This window comes from Phenylobacterium sp., assembly GCF_036677185.1.
Classification (GTDB): Bacteria; Pseudomonadota; Alphaproteobacteria; order Caulobacterales; family Caulobacteraceae; genus Phenylobacterium.
The window spans coordinates 147,530-164,678 of record NZ_JAKFEN010000013.1; the positions used below are offsets into that span (position 1 = coordinate 147,530).

The 17,149-nt window shown below is 68.3% G+C and carries 18 protein-coding genes; 12 read left to right on the forward strand and 6 right to left on the reverse strand.

The window, feature by feature from the left end; all coding sequences use genetic code 11:
• Positions 1 to 62 precede the first annotated feature (62 nt).
• Together V6M51_RS04370 and V6M51_RS04375 are read right to left on the reverse strand one after the other, a co-directional pair.
• A complete protein-coding gene (locus V6M51_RS04370; RefSeq protein ID WP_305674709.1) occupies positions 63 to 389 on the reverse strand; it encodes a cell division protein ZapA in 327 nt (108 codons plus the stop codon).
• Positions 390 to 392: 3 nt separating this feature from the next.
• Positions 393 to 674: a DUF4164 family protein gene (locus V6M51_RS04375; RefSeq protein ID WP_332764951.1), complete on the reverse strand. Its 282-nt coding sequence runs from the start codon at positions 672 to 674 to the stop codon at positions 393 to 395.
• Between the two features lie 164 nt (positions 675 to 838).
• On the opposite strand from V6M51_RS04375, the gene tkt reads away from it, so the two are divergent.
• The 9 genes from tkt (at position 839) to V6M51_RS04420 (ending at position 11,403) form a co-directional block, all read left to right on the forward strand.
• Complete coding sequence (gene tkt, locus V6M51_RS04380) at positions 839 to 2,824, forward strand: transketolase (RefSeq protein ID WP_332764953.1); 1,986 nt, start codon at positions 839 to 841, stop codon at positions 2,822 to 2,824.
• A gap of 11 nt (positions 2,825 to 2,835) precedes the next feature.
• Positions 2,836 to 4,032 (forward strand): formate-dependent phosphoribosylglycinamide formyltransferase, encoded by a 1,197-nt coding sequence (gene purT, locus V6M51_RS04385; protein WP_332764955.1) that lies wholly within the window; start codon positions 2,836 to 2,838, stop codon positions 4,030 to 4,032.
• 69 nt (positions 4,033 to 4,101) lie between these two features.
• Positions 4,102 to 6,138, forward strand: coding sequence for a S9 family peptidase (locus V6M51_RS04390; RefSeq protein WP_332764957.1), 2,037 nt, complete (start codon positions 4,102 to 4,104; stop codon positions 6,136 to 6,138).
• A gap of 90 nt (positions 6,139 to 6,228) precedes the next feature.
• Entirely contained in the window at positions 6,229 to 6,519 is a 291-nt protein-coding gene (locus V6M51_RS04395; protein WP_332764959.1) for a GIY-YIG nuclease family protein, read from the forward strand.
• 196 nt (positions 6,520 to 6,715) lie between these two features.
• Complete coding sequence (gene gap, locus V6M51_RS04400) at positions 6,716 to 7,726, forward strand: type I glyceraldehyde-3-phosphate dehydrogenase (protein WP_332764961.1); 1,011 nt, start codon at positions 6,716 to 6,718, stop codon at positions 7,724 to 7,726.
• A gap of 9 nt (positions 7,727 to 7,735) precedes the next feature.
• Positions 7,736 to 8,926 (forward strand): phosphoglycerate kinase, encoded by a 1,191-nt coding sequence (locus tag V6M51_RS04405; protein ID WP_332764963.1) that lies wholly within the window; start codon positions 7,736 to 7,738, stop codon positions 8,924 to 8,926.
• Between the two features lie 23 nt (positions 8,927 to 8,949).
• Entirely contained in the window at positions 8,950 to 10,035 is a 1,086-nt protein-coding gene (fba, locus tag V6M51_RS04410) for a class II fructose-bisphosphate aldolase (protein WP_332764965.1), read from the forward strand.
• Between the two features lie 116 nt (positions 10,036 to 10,151).
• On the forward strand, positions 10,152 to 11,084 hold the full coding sequence (locus V6M51_RS04415; RefSeq protein ID WP_332764967.1) for an alpha/beta fold hydrolase: 933 nt from the start codon (positions 10,152 to 10,154) through the stop codon (positions 11,082 to 11,084).
• A 58-nt stretch (positions 11,085 to 11,142) separates the two neighbouring features.
• Positions 11,143 to 11,403, forward strand: a complete 261-nt coding sequence (locus V6M51_RS04420; protein WP_332764969.1) for a hypothetical protein — start codon at positions 11,143 to 11,145, stop codon at positions 11,401 to 11,403.
• On the opposite strand, the gene V6M51_RS04425 is transcribed toward V6M51_RS04420, so the two are convergent.
• The 4 genes from V6M51_RS04425 to V6M51_RS04440 form a co-directional block, all read right to left on the reverse strand.
• Positions 11,400 to 13,067: an MFS transporter gene (locus tag V6M51_RS04425; protein ID WP_332764970.1), complete on the reverse strand. Its 1,668-nt coding sequence runs from the start codon at positions 13,065 to 13,067 to the stop codon at positions 11,400 to 11,402. The two genes, V6M51_RS04420 and V6M51_RS04425, sit on opposite strands and share 4 nt — an antisense overlap.
• Before the next feature lie 72 nt (positions 13,068 to 13,139).
• Entirely contained in the window at positions 13,140 to 13,631 is a 492-nt protein-coding gene (gene bfr / locus V6M51_RS04430) for a bacterioferritin (RefSeq protein ID WP_332764972.1), read from the reverse strand.
• Positions 13,632 to 13,749: 118 nt separating this feature from the next.
• On the reverse strand, positions 13,750 to 14,121 hold the full coding sequence (locus tag V6M51_RS04435; protein WP_332764973.1) for a cupin domain-containing protein: 372 nt from the start codon (positions 14,119 to 14,121) through the stop codon (positions 13,750 to 13,752).
• A gap of 77 nt (positions 14,122 to 14,198) precedes the next feature.
• On the reverse strand, positions 14,199 to 14,384 hold the full coding sequence (locus V6M51_RS04440) for a (2Fe-2S)-binding protein (protein WP_332764975.1): 186 nt from the start codon (positions 14,382 to 14,384) through the stop codon (positions 14,199 to 14,201).
• 200 nt (positions 14,385 to 14,584) lie between these two features.
• Here V6M51_RS04440 and V6M51_RS04445 point away from each other — a divergent pair, with 200 nt between their 5' ends.
• The 3 genes from V6M51_RS04445 to V6M51_RS04455 are packed head-to-tail and all read left to right on the forward strand — an operon-like array spanning position 14,585 to position 17,143.
• Positions 14,585 to 15,988, forward strand: coding sequence for a cytochrome ubiquinol oxidase subunit I (locus V6M51_RS04445; protein ID WP_332764977.1), 1,404 nt, complete (start codon positions 14,585 to 14,587; stop codon positions 15,986 to 15,988).
• Positions 15,985 to 17,013: a cytochrome d ubiquinol oxidase subunit II gene (gene cydB, locus V6M51_RS04450; RefSeq protein WP_332764979.1), complete on the forward strand. Its 1,029-nt coding sequence runs from the start codon at positions 15,985 to 15,987 to the stop codon at positions 17,011 to 17,013. The genes V6M51_RS04445 and cydB overlap by 4 nt, the downstream gene beginning before the upstream one ends.
• Positions 16,997 to 17,143 (forward strand): hypothetical protein, encoded by a 147-nt coding sequence (locus V6M51_RS04455; RefSeq protein ID WP_332764981.1) that lies wholly within the window; start codon positions 16,997 to 16,999, stop codon positions 17,141 to 17,143. The genes cydB and V6M51_RS04455 overlap by 17 nt, the downstream gene beginning before the upstream one ends.
• Positions 17,144 to 17,149 lie beyond the last annotated feature (6 nt).

Genomic DNA, 17,149 nt, shown 5'->3' on the forward strand with positions numbered 1-17,149 from the left:
GTCAGCTTGGGTCCCCCGGATCAGGCTTCGCCTGACCGGAGGATGACGAGCTTTTTGGGATATTACTCCGCCGCCAGCTTCTCGATGCGCTTGGCGGCGTTCTCCAGGGCGCCCACGACCCGGCTCTCGGCGCGGGCGTGGTCGGACTGGGCGCGGGCGAGTTCGGCCTGGGCGGCGCCCAGGCGGGTCTTCAGGTCCATCAGCTCATCGGCCAACAGCAGCGAACCCATGAGAAAGAGGCGCGTCTCGCCCAGCTGGCCCATGTCCTGCGACACCTGGCGGACCTGGCGGTCGAAGATCCGCGCCAGCTCCATCAGGTGGTTCTCCTGGCCGTCCTCGCAGCCCACCGCATAGGGCCGGCCGTTCACGTTGATATTGATCTGGGCCATGGCTCAGGCCTCCTCGGTCTCTTCGGCGGGGGCGGCGTGCAGGGCGGTCTTGATCTCGGCGATCGCGCGGCCTAGCGCCGCAGAGGCCTCGGCGCCGGCCGCCTCCAGTTCCTTTTCGCGCGCACGGGCCTCATCGAGTTCGGCCGCGAGCCTGGCGTCGCCCTGTTCGAACAGGCCGCCCTCCGCGCCGCCGCCCTTGCTCAGGCGTTGCTCCAGTTGGGACAGCGCCCGGTCCAACCGCTTCACGGCCTGGTCGAGGGCGTTCTCGCCCGCCGGCTCCCGCATGATTCCAAGCTCCGAAAGTGTGACCGTTAATCTATAGACCCGCCCGGGCGCGCGCCGAAACCCGCTGTGTGAACCCTGGGTTCCTTGACCCTTCAGGCCTCGCGTGCGACCCCGCGCGCAATCGCGCCCAGACTCGTCTCAAGACTCACCCCCGGAAGATATTAATGTCCGCACCGCTCCAGACCATGGCCGACGCCATCCGCGTGCTTTCGATGGACGCGGTCCACAAGGCCAAGTCCGGTCACCAGGGCATGCCGATGGGCATGGCCGACGTGGCCACGGTGCTCTGGACCAAGTTCCTGAAGTACGACGCGGCCAAGCCCGACTGGGCCGATCGCGACCGGTTCGTGCTGTCGGCGGGCCACGGCTCGATGCTGATCTACTCGCTGCTGCACCTGACCGGCTTCAAGGCCGTGACCATGGATCAGATCCGCGACTTCCGTCAGTGGGGCTCCAACACCGCGGGCCACCCGGAATACGGCCACACGCCGGGCGTGGAGACCACCACCGGCCCCCTGGGCCAGGGCCTGGCCACCGCGGTCGGCATGGCCATGGCCGAGCGCCACCTCAACTCGCGCTTCGGCGACGAGGTGGTCGACCATCGCACGTGGGTGATCGCCGGCGACGGCTGCCTGATGGAGGGCGTCAGCCATGAGGCCGCCTCCATCGCCGGGCGCTTCAAGCTGGCCAAGCTCACCGTGCTGTTCGACGACAACAACACCACCATCGACGGCGAGGCGACCATCTCGGAGACCGGCGACCAGCTGGCCCGCTTCAAGGCCTATGGCTGGGCGGTCAAGGAGGTCGACGGCCACCACTTCGGCAAGATCGCCGGGGCGATGAAGTGGGCCACGCGACAGAACCGCCCGACCCTGATCGCCTGCAAGACCAAGATTTCCAAGGGCGCGGGCCGCAAGGAAGGCGACCCCCACAGCCACGGCTACACCCTGTTCGACGACGAGATCGCCGACGCCCGCCTGGCCATGGGCTGGACCCATCCGCCCTTCGTGGTGCCGGACGAGGTGCTGAAGCCCTGGCGCTCGGCCGGGAAGAAGGGCGGCAAGGCCCGCAAGCACTGGCAGGCCAAGCTCGACAAGTCGCCGCTCAAGTCCGAGTTCGAACGGGCCATGAAGGGCGACCTGCCGGCCGGCGCCTTCGATCGCCTGGACGCCTATACAGCGGAGGCCGCCGCGTCCAAGCCCGCCGCCGCCACCCGCCAGCACTCGGGCTCGGCCCTGGAGCAACTGGTCCCGGCCATCCCGGAGATGGTCGGCGGCTCGGCGGACCTGACCGGCTCCAACAACACCTACGTCAAGGGAACCAAGGCCTTCGACCTGCCCCACTATGACGGCCGCTACGTCCACTACGGCGTGCGCGAGCACGGCATGGCCGCGGCGATGAACGGCATGGCCCTGCACGGCGGGGTGATCCCCTTCTCCGGCACCTTCCTGGTGTTCTCCGACTACAGCCGCCCGGCCATTCGCCTGGGCGCCCTGATGGGGACCCGGGTGGTCCATGTCATGACCCACGACTCCATCGGGGTCGGCGAGGACGGCCCCACCCACCAGCCGGTGGAGCATGTGGGCTCCCTGCGGATGATCCCGAACCTCAACGTCTATCGCCCCGCCGACGCGGTGGAGGCGGCCGAGTGCTGGAAGCTGGCGCTCTCCACCAAGACCACCCCCTCGGTCATGGCCCTGTCGCGCCAGAAGGTCCCGGCGGTGCGCGGCTCGGCGACCGAGAACCTTTCGGCCAAGGGCGCCTATGAGCTCAGCCCCGCCAGCGGCCCGGCCCAGGTGACCCTCTTCGGCTCCGGCACCGAGGTCTCGGTGGCGGTGGCCGCGCAGAAGCTGCTGGAAGCCGAGGGCATCGCCACCCGCGTGGTCTCGACGCCGTGCTGGGAGCTGTTCTTCGCCCAGCCGGCCGCCTATCGGAAATCCGTGATCGGCGACGCCAAGGTCCGGGTCGCGGTCGAGGCCCAGGTAGGCTTCGGCTGGGAGCGGTTCATCGGCGAGGACGGGGTGTTCGTAGGCATGACCGGCTTCGGCGCCAGCGCCCCGGCCGAGGTGCTCTACAAGCAGTTCGGCATCACCGGCGAGGCCGTGGCCGCCGCCGCCAAGGCCAAGCTGTTCGCCAACGAACCCGCCTAAGGAACAGCCGCATGCGCCTCGGCACGCCGCTCTCGCCCACCGCCGTCAAGGTCATGCTGCTGGGCTCCGGCGAGCTCGGCAAGGAGGTGGCCATCGAGCTGCAGCGGCTGGGCTGCGAGGTGATCGCCGTCGACCGCTATGCAAACGCCCCGGCCCACCAGGTGGCCCATCGCAGCCACGTCATCGCCATGACCGACGCCAAGGCCCTGCGCGCCCTGGTCGAGCTGGAACGGCCGCACCTGATCGTGCCGGAGATCGAGGCCATCGCCACCGACGAGCTGGTGCGCATCGAGGCCGAGGGCCTGGCCACGGTCATCCCCACCGCCCGCGCCGCCCAGCTGACCATGAACCGCGAGGGCATCCGCCGGCTGGCCGCCGAGACCCTAAGACTGCCCACCTCGCCCTACGCCTTCGCCGCGACGGAGGCGGAATTGGCGGCGGGCGCGGAGGCCACCGGCTTCCCCTGTTTCGTCAAGCCGGTGATGTCCTCCTCCGGCAAGGGCCAGTCCTATGTGGAAGGCCCCGAGGGGATCGCCGCGGCCTGGCGCTACGCCCTGGAGGCCGGCCGCGTCGAACAGGCCCTGGTGATCGTCGAGGGCAAGATCGACTTCGAGTTCGAGATCACCCTGCTGACCGTCCGCTCCAAGGGGCTTGGCGGCGAGACCCTCACCAGCTTCTGCGCCCCCGTCGGCCATCGTCAGGTGAAGGGCGACTATGTGGAGAGCTGGCAGCCCCAGGCCATGAGCCCCGCCGCCCTCGACCGGGCCCGCGAGATCGCCGCCGCCGTGACGGGCGAGCTGGGCGGGTTCGGCCTGTTCGGCGTCGAGCTCTTCGTGCGCGGCGACGAGGTGTGGTTCTCCGAGGTCAGCCCCCGGCCGCACGACACCGGTCTCGTCACCCTTGCCACCCAGGCCCAGAGCGAGTTCGCCCTGCACGCTCGCGCCATCCTCGGCCTGCCGGTCGACACCCGGCTGCGTGAACCCGGCGCCAGCGCGGTGATCTATGGCGGCATGGAGGCCAGGGGGATCGCCTTCGAGGGCGTCGCCGAGGCCCTGTCCGTGCCCGGCGCCGACCTGCGTCTGTTCGGCAAGCCCGAGGCCTTCGAACGCCGCCGCATGGGCGTGGCCCTGGCCCGCGCCGCCGACGTGGACGAAGCCCGCGCCCGGGCGCGGGAAGCCGCCTCGCGTGTGAAGCCGACCGCCGGCTAGGGCGCCACCTAGAGTTTGCCGCCCGTCGCGGCTCCGCCTAGCATCCCGGCCAATGTCGGGAGAATTTCCATGCGCAAGCTTCTGGTCGCCGCCGCGGCCCTCACCCTGGGGATGGGCGCGATGACCGCCCAAGCCGCCCCCAGCGTTTCCGCCCCGCTGATCGAGCGGACCAAGTTCTTCGGCAATCCCAGCCGCAGCCAGGGCCGCATCAGCCCGGACGGCAAGTGGCTGGCCTGGATCGCCCCGCGCGACGGGGTGCAGAACATCTGGGTCGCGCCGATCGCCGACCCGGCCAAGGCCAAGCCGCTCACAGACGAGAAGAAACGCCCGATCCGCAGCTATTTCTGGGCGCCGAACTCGTCCCAGATCCTGTTCGTCAACGACAAGGGCGGCGACGAGAACTTCCTGCTCTACGGGGTAGACGTGACCAGCAGCGTGCAAACGACCCTGACCCCCTTCGAAAAGACCCGCGTCCAGGTGCTGAACATCAGCCGCGAGGTGAAGGACCGCATCCTCGTCGGCCTGAATAACCGCGATCCGCGCTGGCACGACGTCCACAGCTTGGACCTCGCGAGCGGCAAGCTGACCCTGGTGTTCCAGAATGACGGCTTCGGCGATTTCACCCTGGACGAACAGCTCCGGGTGCGCGGGGGCTCCAAGCCGCGGGCCGACGGCGGGGTGGACTATTACCAGATTGTGGACGGCAAGCCGGGCGACAAGCCCGTCGAGAGCATCGGGTTCGAGGACGCCGGGGCGACCGGGCCCATCGGCTTCGCCAACGACGGATACACCCTCTACTGGGTCGACAGCCGCGGCCGCGACACCTCCGTGCTGCTGGCCCAGGATGTGACCACCGGGGCCCGCACCGTACTGGGCGAGAGCCCCAAGGCCGACGTCGGCGACGCCATGATCAATCCCAAGACCGGCAAGGTGGAGGCCTATGCGGTCAACTACCTGACCACCGAGTGGAAGCCGCTCGACCCGGCGGTCAACGGCGACCTGGAATTCCTGGCCAAGAACCTGAAGGGCGAGGTCCAGGTCACCTCGCGCACGGACGCCGACGACCTCTGGACCGTGGCGGTCGATCCGGTCACCGCGCCCTCGGCGCTCTACCTCTACGATCGCAAGGCCAAGACGCTGAACAAGCTCTACGTCACGCGGCCGGAGCTGGAGGGCGCGACCCTGGCGCCCATGCATCCGGTGGAGATCAAGTCCCGCGACGGCCTGGTCCAGGCCTCGTACCTGACCCTGCCGCCGGGCTCGGACAGCGATGGCGACGGCAGGCCGGACAAGCCGCTGCCCATGGTCCTGCTGGTCCACGGCGGACCCTGGGGCCGCGACGTCTACGGCTATAACGGCCAGCACCAGTGGCTGGCCAACCGCGGCTATGCGGTGCTGTCGGCCAATTTCCGCGCCTCCACCGGTTTCGGGAAGTCCTATGTCAACGCCGGCAACCTGCAATGGGGCGCCAAGATGCACGACGACCTGCTGGACGCCGTCGACTGGGCGGTGAAGAGCGGCGTCACCACCAAGGACCAGGTGGCGATCATGGGTGGCTCCTATGGCGGCTACGCCACCCTGGCGGGCCTGGCGTTCACCCCCGACGTCTTCGCCTGCGGGGTGGACATCGTCGGCCCCTCGAACCTCAACACCCTGCTCTCGACCGTGCCCGCCTATTGGGAGGCCGGCCGCAAGCAGATGTACCGCCGGATGGGCGATCCCGGCACGCCGGAGGGCGCGGCCCTGTTGAAGGAACGCTCGCCGCTCACCAAGGCCGACCAGATCCGGAAGCCCCTGCTGATCGGCCAGGGCGCCAACGACCCCCGCGTGAACCAGGCCGAGAGCGACCAGATCGTGAAGGCCCTGCAGGCCAAGAACATCCCGGTGACCTACGCCCTGTTCCCGGACGAGGGCCACGGCTTCGCCCGGCCGGAAAACAACATCGCCTTCTATGCGACCGCCGAGCACTTCCTGGGGCGCTGCCTGGGCGGCCGGGCCGAGCCCTTCGGCGCGGCCCTGGCCAAGACCTCGATGACCGTGCCGCACGGCGCGGCGTTCGCGCCCGGCCTGGAGGCGGCGCTCAAGGCGAAGGTTGGGCAGCCGTAGCGCCTAGCGGCGTTGCAGCTCCACCTCATAGTGTCATCCCGGAAAGCGCGTAGCGCTTGTCCGGGACCCATGAACACCTGATCAGGTAGGATGACCTACTACGTCTACATCCTCGCCAGCGGCTTACACGGCACGCTTTATGTCGGAGTCACCAACAGCCTTGAATGGCGCATCGCCGAGCACAAGGCGAAGGAAGTCGCCGGCTTCACGAAGCGATACGAGGTCGACCGGCTGGTCTGGAGGCGGCCGTTCGGTGAGATTGGAGAGGCGATCCGTTTCGAGAAGCAGCTCAAGCGCTGGCGGCGCGAATGGAAGGTCCGGCTCATCGAAAACGAGAACCCTCATTGGGGCGATCTCTACCCGGCGATGATGGCGCCATAAGCGAGGCCATCAGGTGTTCATGGGTCCCGGACAGCCGCTACGCGGCTTCCGGGATGACAGGGGTTTGTGGTTAGCGAGGGAATTGAAGCAGCGTCGCCGTCACAAAACGCAGCCAGAGTTGACCCCGCCAGGGGTTGACTAAACGCGCCCGCGCCTGAAGAAACCGCCGCAATCACTTGGCTCAGGAGTTCTCTCGATGACCGTACGCGTCGCCATCAATGGTTTCGGCCGCATCGGCAGGCTGGTCCTGCGCTCGATCGTCGAACATGCGCGCCGCGATATCGAGGTCGTCGCGATCAACGACCTGGGCCCCGTCGAGACCAACGCCCACCTGCTACGCTACGACAGCGTGCACGGCCGGTTCCCCGGCATGGTCACCGTCGACGGCGACAGCATCGATGTGGGCCTGGGCAAGATCAAGGTCACCGCGATCCGCAATCCGGCCGAGCTGCCGCACAAGGAGCTCGGCGTCGACATCGCCTTCGAGTGCACCGGCCTGTTCACCTCCAAGGACAAGGCCAAGGCCCACCTGGACGCCGGAGCCAAGCGCGTCCTGGTCTCCGCCCCCTGCACCGACGCCGACAAGACCATCGTCTACGGGGTGAACCACGAGACCCTGACCGCCGCCGACCTGGTGGTCTCCAACGCCTCGTGCACGACCAACTGCCTGGCGCCGATCGCCAAGGTGCTGCACGACCTGGCCGGCATCGAGCGCGGCTACATGACCACCATCCACTCCTACACCGGCGACCAGCCGACCCTGGACACCATGCACTCGGACCTCTACCGGGCGCGGGCCGCGGCCATGTCGATGATCCCGACCTCCACGGGCGCCGCCAAGGCGCTGGGCCTGGTGATCCCGGAACTGCAGGGCAAGCTGGACGGCTCCTCGATCCGCGTGCCGACCCCCAACGTCTCGGTGGTGGACCTGACCTGGGTCCCCGGCCGCAAGCTGACCAAGGAAGAGATCAACGAGGCCCTGACCGCCGCGGCGGCCACCGGGCCCCTGAAGGGCGTGCTGGCGGTGACCAACGATCCGCTGGTCTCCATCGACTTCAACCACATCGCCGCCTCCTCGACGGCGGCGCTGGCCCAGACCCAGGTCATCGACGGCGGCCTCGGCCGGGTGCTCTCCTGGTACGACAACGAATGGGGCTTCTCCACTCGGATGGCCGACACCGCGCTCGCCATGGCGAAACTGATCTAGATCAGAACCATGACCTTCCGCACCCTCGACGACGCCGAACTCCAGGGCCGGCGCGCCCTGGTGCGCGTGGATCTCAACGTTCCCATGGCCGACGGCCAGGTGTCCGACGACACCCGCCTGCGCGCCGTGGTCCCAACCATCGTCAAGCTCGCCAAGGGCGGCGCCAAGGTGGTCCTGCTGGCCCACTTCGACCGGCCCAAGGGCAAGGTGGTCCCCGAGATGAGCCTGGCGCCCATCGCCCCGGCGTTGGCCAAGGTGCTGGGCGCCTCGGTGGACTTCGCCGCCGAATGCACGGGCGAGGTCGCGGCTTCCGCCATCGCGGCCATGAAGCCGGGCGAGGTCCTGCTGCTGGAGAACGTCCGCTTCCATCCTGGCGAGGAGAAGAACGACCCCGACTTCGCCAAGGCCCTGGCCGCCAACGGCGACCTCTATGTGAACGACGCCTTCTCCGCCGCCCACCGGGCGCACGCCTCCACCGAAGGGATCGCCCGCCTGCTGCCGGCCTATGCGGGCGAGCAGATGCGCCGCGAGCTGGAAATGCTGGAGGCCGCGCTCGGCAAGCCCAAGCGCCCGGTCCTGGGCATCGTCGGGGGCTCCAAGGTCTCCACCAAGCTCGACCTGCTGAACAACCTCGTGAAGAAGCTGGATCGCCTCTCCATCGGTGGCGGCATGGCCAACACCTTCCTGGCGGCCCAGGGCGTCGATGTGGGCGCCTCACTCTGCGAGCACGACCTGGCCGACACCGCCCGCGAGATCATGAAGAGCGCCAAGGCCGCTGGCTGCGAGCTGCTGCTGCCCATCGACGTGGTGGTCGCCCAGGAGGTGAAGCCCGGCGTGGACGCCCGGGTTCGCGACCTGGCCGACATCCAGGCCGCCGACCGCATCCTCGACGCGGGCCCCAGGACGCTCGCCAAGCTGATCGTGGCCATCGACGCCTCGGCGACCCTGATCTGGAACGGCCCGCTGGGGGTCTTCGAGGTCCCGCCCTTCGACAAGGCCACCGTGGAAGCGGCCCGTCACGCGGCCGAACGGGCCACGGCCGGCAAGCTGGTGGCCGTGGCGGGCGGGGGTGATACAGTCGCGGCCCTGAACGTTGCTGGCGTCGCCGACGATTTCACGTTCGTCTCGACGGCGGGCGGCGCGTTTCTTGAATGGATGGAAGGCAAGGAGCTGCCCGGAGTGGCGGCGCTGGCCATTTAGATACGACTTTTGGAGGGCAGGGCATGGCCCGGGTTACTTTGAGACAGCTTCTGGATCACGCGGCCGAGCAGGGCTACGGGGTTCCGGCGTTCAATATCAATAACATGGAACAGGGCCTGGCGATCATGGAGGCCGCCGACGCGGTCGACGCGCCGGTCATCATCCAAGCCAGCCGGGGCGCGCGCTCCTACGCCAACGACATCGTGCTGAAGCACCTGATCGACGCCCTGGCCGAGATGTATCCGCACATCCCGATCTGCATGCACCAGGACCACGGCAACAACGAAGCCACCTGCGCGACCGCGATCCAGTACGGCTTCACCTCGGTGATGATGGACGGCTCGCTGAAAGCCGACGGCAAGACGCCGGCCGACTACGACTACAACGTCAAGGTCACCCGCAATGTGGTCGACATGGCCCACTGGGTGGGCGCCTCGGTCGAGGGCGAGTTGGGCGTGCTGGGGTCTCTGGAGACCGGCATGGGCGAGAAGGAGGACGGCCACGGCTTCGAGGGCAAGCTTGGCCATGACCAGCTGCTGACCGACCCCGACCAGGCCGTCGAGTTCGTGAAGGCCACCGAGGTCGACGCGCTCGCCATCGCCATGGGCACCAGCCACGGCGCCTACAAGTTCACCCGCAAGCCGGACGGCGACGTCCTGGCCATGGGCGTGATCGAGGAGATCCATCGCCGCCTGCCCAACACCCACCTGGTGATGCACGGCTCCTCCTCGGTGCCGCAGGACCTGCAGGACATCATCAACCAGTACGGCGGCGAGATGCCCCAGACCTGGGGCGTGCCGGTGGAAGAGATCCAGCGCGGGATCAAGCACGGCGTGCGCAAGATCAATATCGACACCGACAACCGGATGGCCATGACCGGCGCCATCCGCAAGATCTTCGCCGAGCACCCGGGCGAGTTCGACCCGCGCAAGTATCTGAAGCCCGCCATGGACGCCATGCGCGCGGTTTGTCGCCAGCGCATGGAAGAGTTCGGCGCCGCGGGCCAGGCCGGCAAGATCACCCCGATCCCGCTGTCGGTCATGGCTAAGCGCTACGCCGCCGGCGAACTGGCCCCGACCATGGGCATCGCCCGCCACGCGGCGGAATAGGCCGCCGCCGAGGCTGAGAAAAATATCGACCCCTCCTGTCGGGTCGCTCTTGGACCACGCGTCCTAGGGGCATGAAGCGCGACCGCTCCGGTCGTGACTGCCGACAGGAGTAGGTCATGTTCAAACTGATGCGTTCGACCCTGGTCGCCGCGGCCCTGGCGGCCGTGGCCGCGCCCACGGCCGTGCAGGCCGCGCCGACCGCCGCCGCGGTCGCCGCCCCTCGCCCCGCCAAGAGCGGCCACGTCGAGGTCGATGGCGTCCGTTACTATTACGAGGTCCGCGGCGAAGGCGCGCCGCTGCTGCTGCTGCATGGCGGCCTCGGCTCCATCGACATGTTCGCCCCCCTCATGCCGGCGCTCACCGCCAAGCATCAGGTGATCGCCGTCGACCTGCACGGTCACGGCCGCACGGCGCTGGGCGAGCGGCCCTTCACCCTGCAGGCCCAGGGCGCCGACATGGACGCTATCCTCGGCAAGCTGGGCTACGGCAAGGTCGACGTCATGGGCTATTCCATGGGCGGCGGCGTCGCCTTCCAGCTGGCGGTTCAGCATCCCGAGCGGGTCAACCGGCTGGTCCTGATCTCGGCCGGCTACGCCGCCCACGGCTTCTATGCCGATATGCGCAAGCAGCAGGCGCAAGTGAACGGCCAGGCGGCCGCCTTCATGAAGGACACGCCCATGTACCAATCCTACATGGCGGTGGCGCCCCGGCCCCAGGACTTCCCCAAGCTGCTGGACACCGTCGGCGACTTCATGCGCAAGGACTACGACTACGCCGCCGAGGTGGCCAAGCTGACCATGCCAACCCTGCTGGTGTTCGGCGACGCCGACATGTACCGGCCCGAGCATGAGGTGAAGTTCTTCCAACTGCTGGGCGGCGGACTGCGCGACGCCGGCTGGCAGCGGGAGCACGTGTCGAAGAACCGCCTGGCGATCCTGCCCGGCCGCACCCACTACGACATCTTCCTCGCGCCGGAACTGGTGCAGACCTCGCTCAACTTCATCGAGGGCGAACCGCGGGCGGCCGACTGGACGGCGTCGACCAAGTAGACCCCGATCGGCGACGCGGGGGGCGGAACCTCCCCGCGTCTCACCGATTTGCTACGGTATGACGCGTTTCGTTCCGATCCTGCTCGCCCTCGCCGGCCTGGCCGGCGTGGCCGCGTTCGGCGGCTGGACCTTCTATGCCGGGTCGAGCATCGGCGGCGGCTGGTCGAGTCTCGGGCCGGTCATGCTCTATGTGTTGGGCGGCCTGCTTGTGGTGGGCGCGCTGGCCGGGGGCCTGATGTGGCTGGCCTTCTATTCCTCGCGTAAGGGCTATGACGAGCCCTATGATGTGACCAAGCCCAATGGCGGCGGGCGCCCCTAGTCGTCGACATTGGCCCCGCGCATCTCCCTGACGAACAGGAAGCCGATGACGGCGGTCGCGAGCGCGATGACCACCGGATACCAGAGCCCGAAATAGATGTTGCCCGTGGCCGCCACCATGGCGAAGGCGGTGGTGGGCAGGAAGCCGCCGAACCATCCGTTGCCGATATGGTAGGGCAGCGACATGGAGGTGTAGCGGATCCGCGCCGGGAACATCTCCACCAGGGCCGCGGCGACCGGGCCGTAGACCATGGTCACATAGAGCATCAGCACGAACAGCAGACCCACCACGGCGGGCTTGTTGACCTTCTCGGGGTCGGCCTTGGCGGGATAGCCGGCCTCGCCGAGCGCCGCGGTCAACATCTTGGTCCAGTCGGCCTTGGCGGCGGCGAACTCGAGTTTCGCGAGCGGCCGGCCGTCGAAGCTGCGGACCTCGGCGCCGCCGATCCTGATGACCGCCGTGGCGCCGGCGGGGGCGACCTGGTTCTCATAGGTCACCCCTGCGGTGGCCAGGGCCGACTTGGCCACGTCGCAGGACGAGGTGAAGGCGGTCTTGCCGACCGGGTCGAACTGGAACGAGCAGTCGGCGGGGTCGGCGATCACCGTCACCGGGGCGCTGGCCGAGGCCACCGCCAGAACCGGATTGGCCGCCACCGTGAGCGCGTTGAAGATCGGGAAATAGGTCACGGCCGCCAGCAGGCAGCCGGCCAGGATGATCGGCTTGCGGCCGATCTTGTCCGACAGCCAGCCGAACACCACGAAGAACGGCGTCCCCAGCAGCAAGGCCACGGCGATCAGGGTGTTGGTCAGCGCCCCGTCGACCTTCAGGGTCTTCTCCAGGAAGAACAGGGCGTAGAACTGGCCGGTGTACCAGACCACCGCCTGGCCGGCGGTGAGGCCGGCCAGGGCCAGGATCACGATCTTCAGGTTCTTCCACTCCCCGAAGGCCTCGGTGAGCGGCTTCTTCGAGGTCGTGCCCTCATCGACCATCTTCTGGAAGACCGGGCTTTCGTTTAACCTTAAACGAATCCACAGGGAGACGCCCAGCAGCACCGAGGAGACCAGGAACGGGATGCGCCAGGCCCAGGCCTTGAACACCTCCTCGCCCAGCATCGTGCGGACCAGCAGGATGACGATCAGGCTGAGGAAGAGGCCCAGAGTCGCGGTGGTCTGGATCCAGCTCGTATAGAGGCCGCGCTTACCCGGCGGCGCGTGCTCGGCCACATAGGTCGCCGCCCCGCCGTACTCGCCGCCGAGCGCTAGGCCCTGCAGCAGGCGCATCAGGATCAGCGCGATCGGCGCGGCCACCCCGATCTGGTCGTAGCCTGGCAGCAGGCCGACCGCGAAGGTCGAGAGCCCCATCAGCAGCATGGTGACAAGAAAGGTGTTCTTGCGGCCCCAGAGGTCGCCCAGGCGGCCGAACACCAGGGCCCCGAACGGACGCACCGCGAAGCCGGCGGCGAAGGCCAGCAAGGCGAAGATGTAGCCGGTGGTTTCGTTGACCCCCGAGAAGAAGTGCTGGGTGATGAACCCGGCCAGGGAGCCATAGAGGTAGAAGTCGTACCACTCGAAGACCGTGCCGGCCGAGGCGGCGCCGATGATCAGCCGATGGTTCTTGGTCCGAACGTCGCCGACCCGTCCTTCCGCCACTGCGTCCTGCGCCATCCCGCTCCCCCACTGATGTCGGGGCGAGCCTAGCGCTATTTCCGCGGCCGCCGATAGCGGTTCGCGCCGCCGCTAGTGTCCGCCGCCGCCTTCGAGTTCGCCGAGCGCGCTTTGCAGGTAGTTCTGCTCGCCCAGCGAGCGGACCAGGGACAGCTGGGTCTCCAGGAAGTCGATGTGCTCCTCGGTATCGGTGAGGATCTCGCGCAGGATCTGGCGGGAGACGAAGTCGGCCGCCGCCTCGCACTCCTTGATGCCCGCGATCTGATCGGCGCGGCCGCCGACCTCCACCGCCAGGTCGGACGCCATGCATTCGGGCACGGTCTCGCCGATCTTCAGCTTGTGCAGGTCCTGCAGGTTGGGCAGGCCATCGAGGAACAGGATGCGCTTGATCAGCTTGTCGGCGTGCTTCATCTCGCCGATCGACTCGTCATAAGTGATCTTGGCGAGCTTCGCGAAGCCCCAGTTCTCGTACATCCGCGCATGCAGGAAGTACTGGTTCACCGAGGTCAGCTCATTGGTGAGCACGGCGTTCAGCCGCCGGATGATCGCCTTGTCGCCTTGCATGTGAACCTCCTCGAATCCCGTCTCGAGGCGCAACCTCTTCCGCTGCGGAACCGCTGTCAAAGCCTATGTTTGCAAGTGATTCCGCGTTTCGTTCGCAAGCCCGCAAAGCACGCGGAGATCAGGCGAGGTGGCGCGTCTGGCTGGCGATGGACTTGGTCATTGGGCTGTCGACGTCGCCGGTGTGGGCGGTCCCGGCAGGCTCGATCAGCATGATCCAGGCCTCCTCCAGCGCCATCGGCGCGTGCTCGACGCCCTTCGGCACCACGTGGAAGTCGCCCGGGCCCAGCACCGCGTCCGCGCGATCACGATAGCGGATCGTCAGCGTCCCGCGATGGACCATGAAGAACTCGTCCTCGTCGGCATGGGCGTGCCAGACGAACTCGCCCTTGGCCTTGGCGAGTTTCACGTACTGGCCGTTGGCGGCGGCCACCACCCGCGGCGACCAGTAGTCGGCGATGGCGGCGAATTCGTCCTCGAGGCGGCTGGGCATGGGGAGACCCTCGTCGGTGATGGCGCGAGGCTGTCTATACCATCGGATCGCGGCCGGCGCCTGCGCCGGCGCGGGGCCTATTCGGCGGCGAAGCGCAGGGCTTCGTCCTGCTCGGCGATCATCTCGCGCATGTCGCAGACGCAGCGGGCGCATCGGGGCTTCGAGCCGCAGGCGCGGAACACCTGAGCCGGGTGGCGGGCGCCGGACTCGATGGCGGCGCGGACTTCGCGCTCACGGATGCCGTTGCAGTTGCAGACGTACAAAGCAGGTTCTCTCCGACGACGGCCCAAGTGTACCAAATGCGAACGCCGTTGCAACTCATTTGCAACAACCGCGCCTGGCGCCCGATCGCCTGCGTCGGTTTGTCGCTGCGGCCAAGCTTGGCGTAACGCGTTTTACGGCGTGAGAGTGCGCCCCCGCTGGCGATCAACGAAGATCGCCGGCGCCAGCCAAGGTTCGGACCATGGACGTCGACGCCCTGTTGCTGTCGCGGCTTCAGTTCGCCTTCACCATTGCGTTCCACATCATCTTTCCCAGCTTCACGATCGGGCTGGCCAGTTACCTGGCGGTGCTGGAGGGCTTGTGGCTGACCAGCCGCAACGAGGTATTCAAGACCCTCTACCTGTTCTGGCTGAAGATCTTCGCGATCTCCTTCGGCATGGGCGTCGTCACCGGCGTGGTGATGAGCTACGAGCTCGGCGCCAACTGGAGCGTGTTCTCGGCCGTGGCCGCGCCGGTGATCGGACCGCTCCTGGCCTTCGAGGTGCTGACCGCCTTCTTCCTGGAGGCGAGCTTCCTGGGGATCATGCTGTTCGGCTGGAAGAAGGTCGGACCCGGCCTGCACTTCACGGCCACCGTGCTGGTGGCGGTCGGCACGCTGATCTCGGCCTTCTGGATCATCTCGGCCAACAGCTGGATGCAGCACCCGACCGGCTTCGCCCGCACGGCCGAGGGCGGGCTGATCGCAGTGGACTGGATGAAGGTGATCTTCTCGCCCAGCTTCCCCGAGCGGCTGATGCACATGTCGCTGGCGGCCTATCTGACCACCGCCCTGGTGGTGGGCGCAGCCTCGGCCTGGCGGCTGCTCAGGCGGCCCGACGAGCCTGAATCCGGCATGGCCCTGCGCATGGCCATCGGCATGTTCGCCATCGTGGCCCCGCTGCAGCTCGTGGCCGGCGACCTCTCGGGCAAGGACGTTCTGCGGCTGCAGCCGGCCAAGCTGGCGGCCATCGAGGCGTTCTGGGAAACCAAGCCCGAGCAGGCTTTCCACGTCGTCGCCTGGCCCGATCGCAAGCTCGAGGCCAACCTCTGGGAGCTGTCCATTCCCCGGGTCGGCAGCCTGATCACGGCCGGCAGCTTCGACGCCGAGGTCAAGGGCCTGAAGGCCTTCGCGCCGCAGGACCGTCCGCCGGTCGGTCTGGTGTTCTGGTCCTTCCGGGTGATGGTGGGCCTGGGCCTGGCGATGATCGGCCTGGGCGTCTGGGGCGCGTGGCTGTGCTGGCGCGGCGGGCCCGAGCGCTCGGTGTGGTTCCTGCGCGCCTGCATCGCCATGGGGCCGGCCGGCTTCGTCGCCGTCATCTCCGGCTGGATCGTCGCCGAGGTGGGCCGCCAGCCCTGGGTGATCTACGGTGTCCTGCGCACCGCCGACGCCGTGTCGCCGGTGGGCGCGGGCCAGGTCTCGGCCTCCTTGCTGGGCTTCCTCATTGTCTATGCGGTCATCTTCTCGGTCGGGGTGCTCTACATCCTGCGCATGATCGCCGAGGGTCCGGCGGTCGGATCGGAGGAGGCGCTGCCCGAGGGCCTGCGCGCGCCGGGTTCGGCCATGGCCGCCGCGCCGCTCGACCCGGGCCAGGGAGGCGCGCCATGAACGGTCTGGACCTGCCGCTGATCTGGGCCGGGATCATCGCCACGGCCGTGCTGCTCTACGTGTTGCTGGACGGCTTCGATCTGGGCGTCGGCATCCTCTTCCCCTTCGCGCGCACACCGAAGGACCGCGACGTGATGATGGATTCCATCGCCCCGGTCTGGGACGGCAATGAGACCTGGCTGGTGCTGGGCGGCGGCGGCCTGTTCGCGGCCTTCCCGCTCGCCTATTCCGCCATCCTGCCGGCCCTCTACCTGCCGGTCATCCTGATGTTGCTGGCGCTGATCCTGCGCGGGGTGGCCTTCGAGTTCCGCATCCGCGGGCGTCGGCGCGGCAAGGCGTTCTGGACCGCGGCCTTCGCCGGCGGTTCGCTCACCGCCGCCGTCGCCCAAGGCTTCATCCTGGGCGGCTTCATCCAGGGCGTGACGCTCAAGGGCGCGCAATTCGCCGGAGGGCCCTTCGACTGGCTCACCCCCTACACCGTGCTGGTGGCCGCGGGCCTGGTCGCCGGTTACGCCCTGCTGGGCGCCACCTGGCTGGTCTGGCGCACCGAGACCGAGCTTCACGCCGACGCGCGCCGCTGGGCGGGGCTCGCCGCGGCCGCCGTCGCCGGCCTGCTGGCGGCGGTCAGCCTCGCCACCCTCTTCGTCCATCCCCGGATCGCCGAGCGTTGGGGCTTGGCGGGCGGCGCCATAGACCCGGCCGCCTTCCTGCCGCACCTGCCTATTCCGCTGCTGGGCCTGGCCGGCCTCGCCGTCGTCGCCGTGGGTCTTCGCCGCAAGTCGCACGGCTGGCCGCATGTGGGGGCGACCGTGGTCTTCCTGTCGGGCTATGCGGGCCTCGCCGCCGGGTTCTTCCCCAATATCGTGCCCTACGACATGACCTTCCGGCAGGCGGCCAACCAGGACAATGCGCTCGCCCTCATGCTGGGCGGGGTGGCGATCTTGCTGCCGGTGATCCTGGGCTACACGATCTGGGTCTATTGGCTGTTCCGCGGCAAGGTCACGCCCGATGCGGGCTATCATTGAGCCGCCGCCCGAACCGGGCGATCCCCTGCCGCCGATCTGGAAGCGGCTCTCCTGGTTCGTGGGCTTGGCGGTGGCGGGATCGCTCAGCGTGATGGCCGTCGCCTACCTGCTGAAGGCGCTGTTGCGCTGAGGCGGA

Coding starts and splice junctions, on each gene's coding strand:
- V6M51_RS04370 (WP_305674709.1), bottom strand. CDS start 389: ATGGCCCAGATCAATATCAACGTGAACGGCCGGCCCTATGCGGTGGGC.
- V6M51_RS04375 (WP_332764951.1), bottom strand. CDS start 674: ATGCGGGAGCCGGCGGGCGAGAACGCCCTCGACCAGGCCGTGAAGCGG.
- tkt (WP_332764953.1), top strand. CDS start 839: ATGTCCGCACCGCTCCAGACCATGGCCGACGCCATCCGCGTGCTTTCG.
- purT (WP_332764955.1), top strand. CDS start 2,836: ATGCGCCTCGGCACGCCGCTCTCGCCCACCGCCGTCAAGGTCATGCTG.
- V6M51_RS04390 (WP_332764957.1), top strand. CDS start 4,102: ATGCGCAAGCTTCTGGTCGCCGCCGCGGCCCTCACCCTGGGGATGGGC.
- V6M51_RS04395 (WP_332764959.1), top strand. CDS start 6,229: ATGACCTACTACGTCTACATCCTCGCCAGCGGCTTACACGGCACGCTT.
- gap (WP_332764961.1), top strand. CDS start 6,716: ATGACCGTACGCGTCGCCATCAATGGTTTCGGCCGCATCGGCAGGCTG.
- V6M51_RS04405 (WP_332764963.1), top strand. CDS start 7,736: ATGACCTTCCGCACCCTCGACGACGCCGAACTCCAGGGCCGGCGCGCC.
- fba (WP_332764965.1), top strand. CDS start 8,950: ATGGCCCGGGTTACTTTGAGACAGCTTCTGGATCACGCGGCCGAGCAG.
- V6M51_RS04415 (WP_332764967.1), top strand. CDS start 10,152: ATGTTCAAACTGATGCGTTCGACCCTGGTCGCCGCGGCCCTGGCGGCC.
- V6M51_RS04420 (WP_332764969.1), top strand. CDS start 11,143: ATGACGCGTTTCGTTCCGATCCTGCTCGCCCTCGCCGGCCTGGCCGGC.
- V6M51_RS04425 (WP_332764970.1), bottom strand. CDS start 13,067: ATGGCGCAGGACGCAGTGGCGGAAGGACGGGTCGGCGACGTTCGGACC.
- bfr (WP_332764972.1), bottom strand. CDS start 13,631: ATGCAAGGCGACAAGGCGATCATCCGGCGGCTGAACGCCGTGCTCACC.
- V6M51_RS04435 (WP_332764973.1), bottom strand. CDS start 14,121: ATGCCCAGCCGCCTCGAGGACGAATTCGCCGCCATCGCCGACTACTGG.
- V6M51_RS04445 (WP_332764977.1), top strand. CDS start 14,585: ATGGACGTCGACGCCCTGTTGCTGTCGCGGCTTCAGTTCGCCTTCACC.
- cydB (WP_332764979.1), top strand. CDS start 15,985: ATGAACGGTCTGGACCTGCCGCTGATCTGGGCCGGGATCATCGCCACG.
- V6M51_RS04455 (WP_332764981.1), top strand. CDS start 16,997: ATGCGGGCTATCATTGAGCCGCCGCCCGAACCGGGCGATCCCCTGCCG.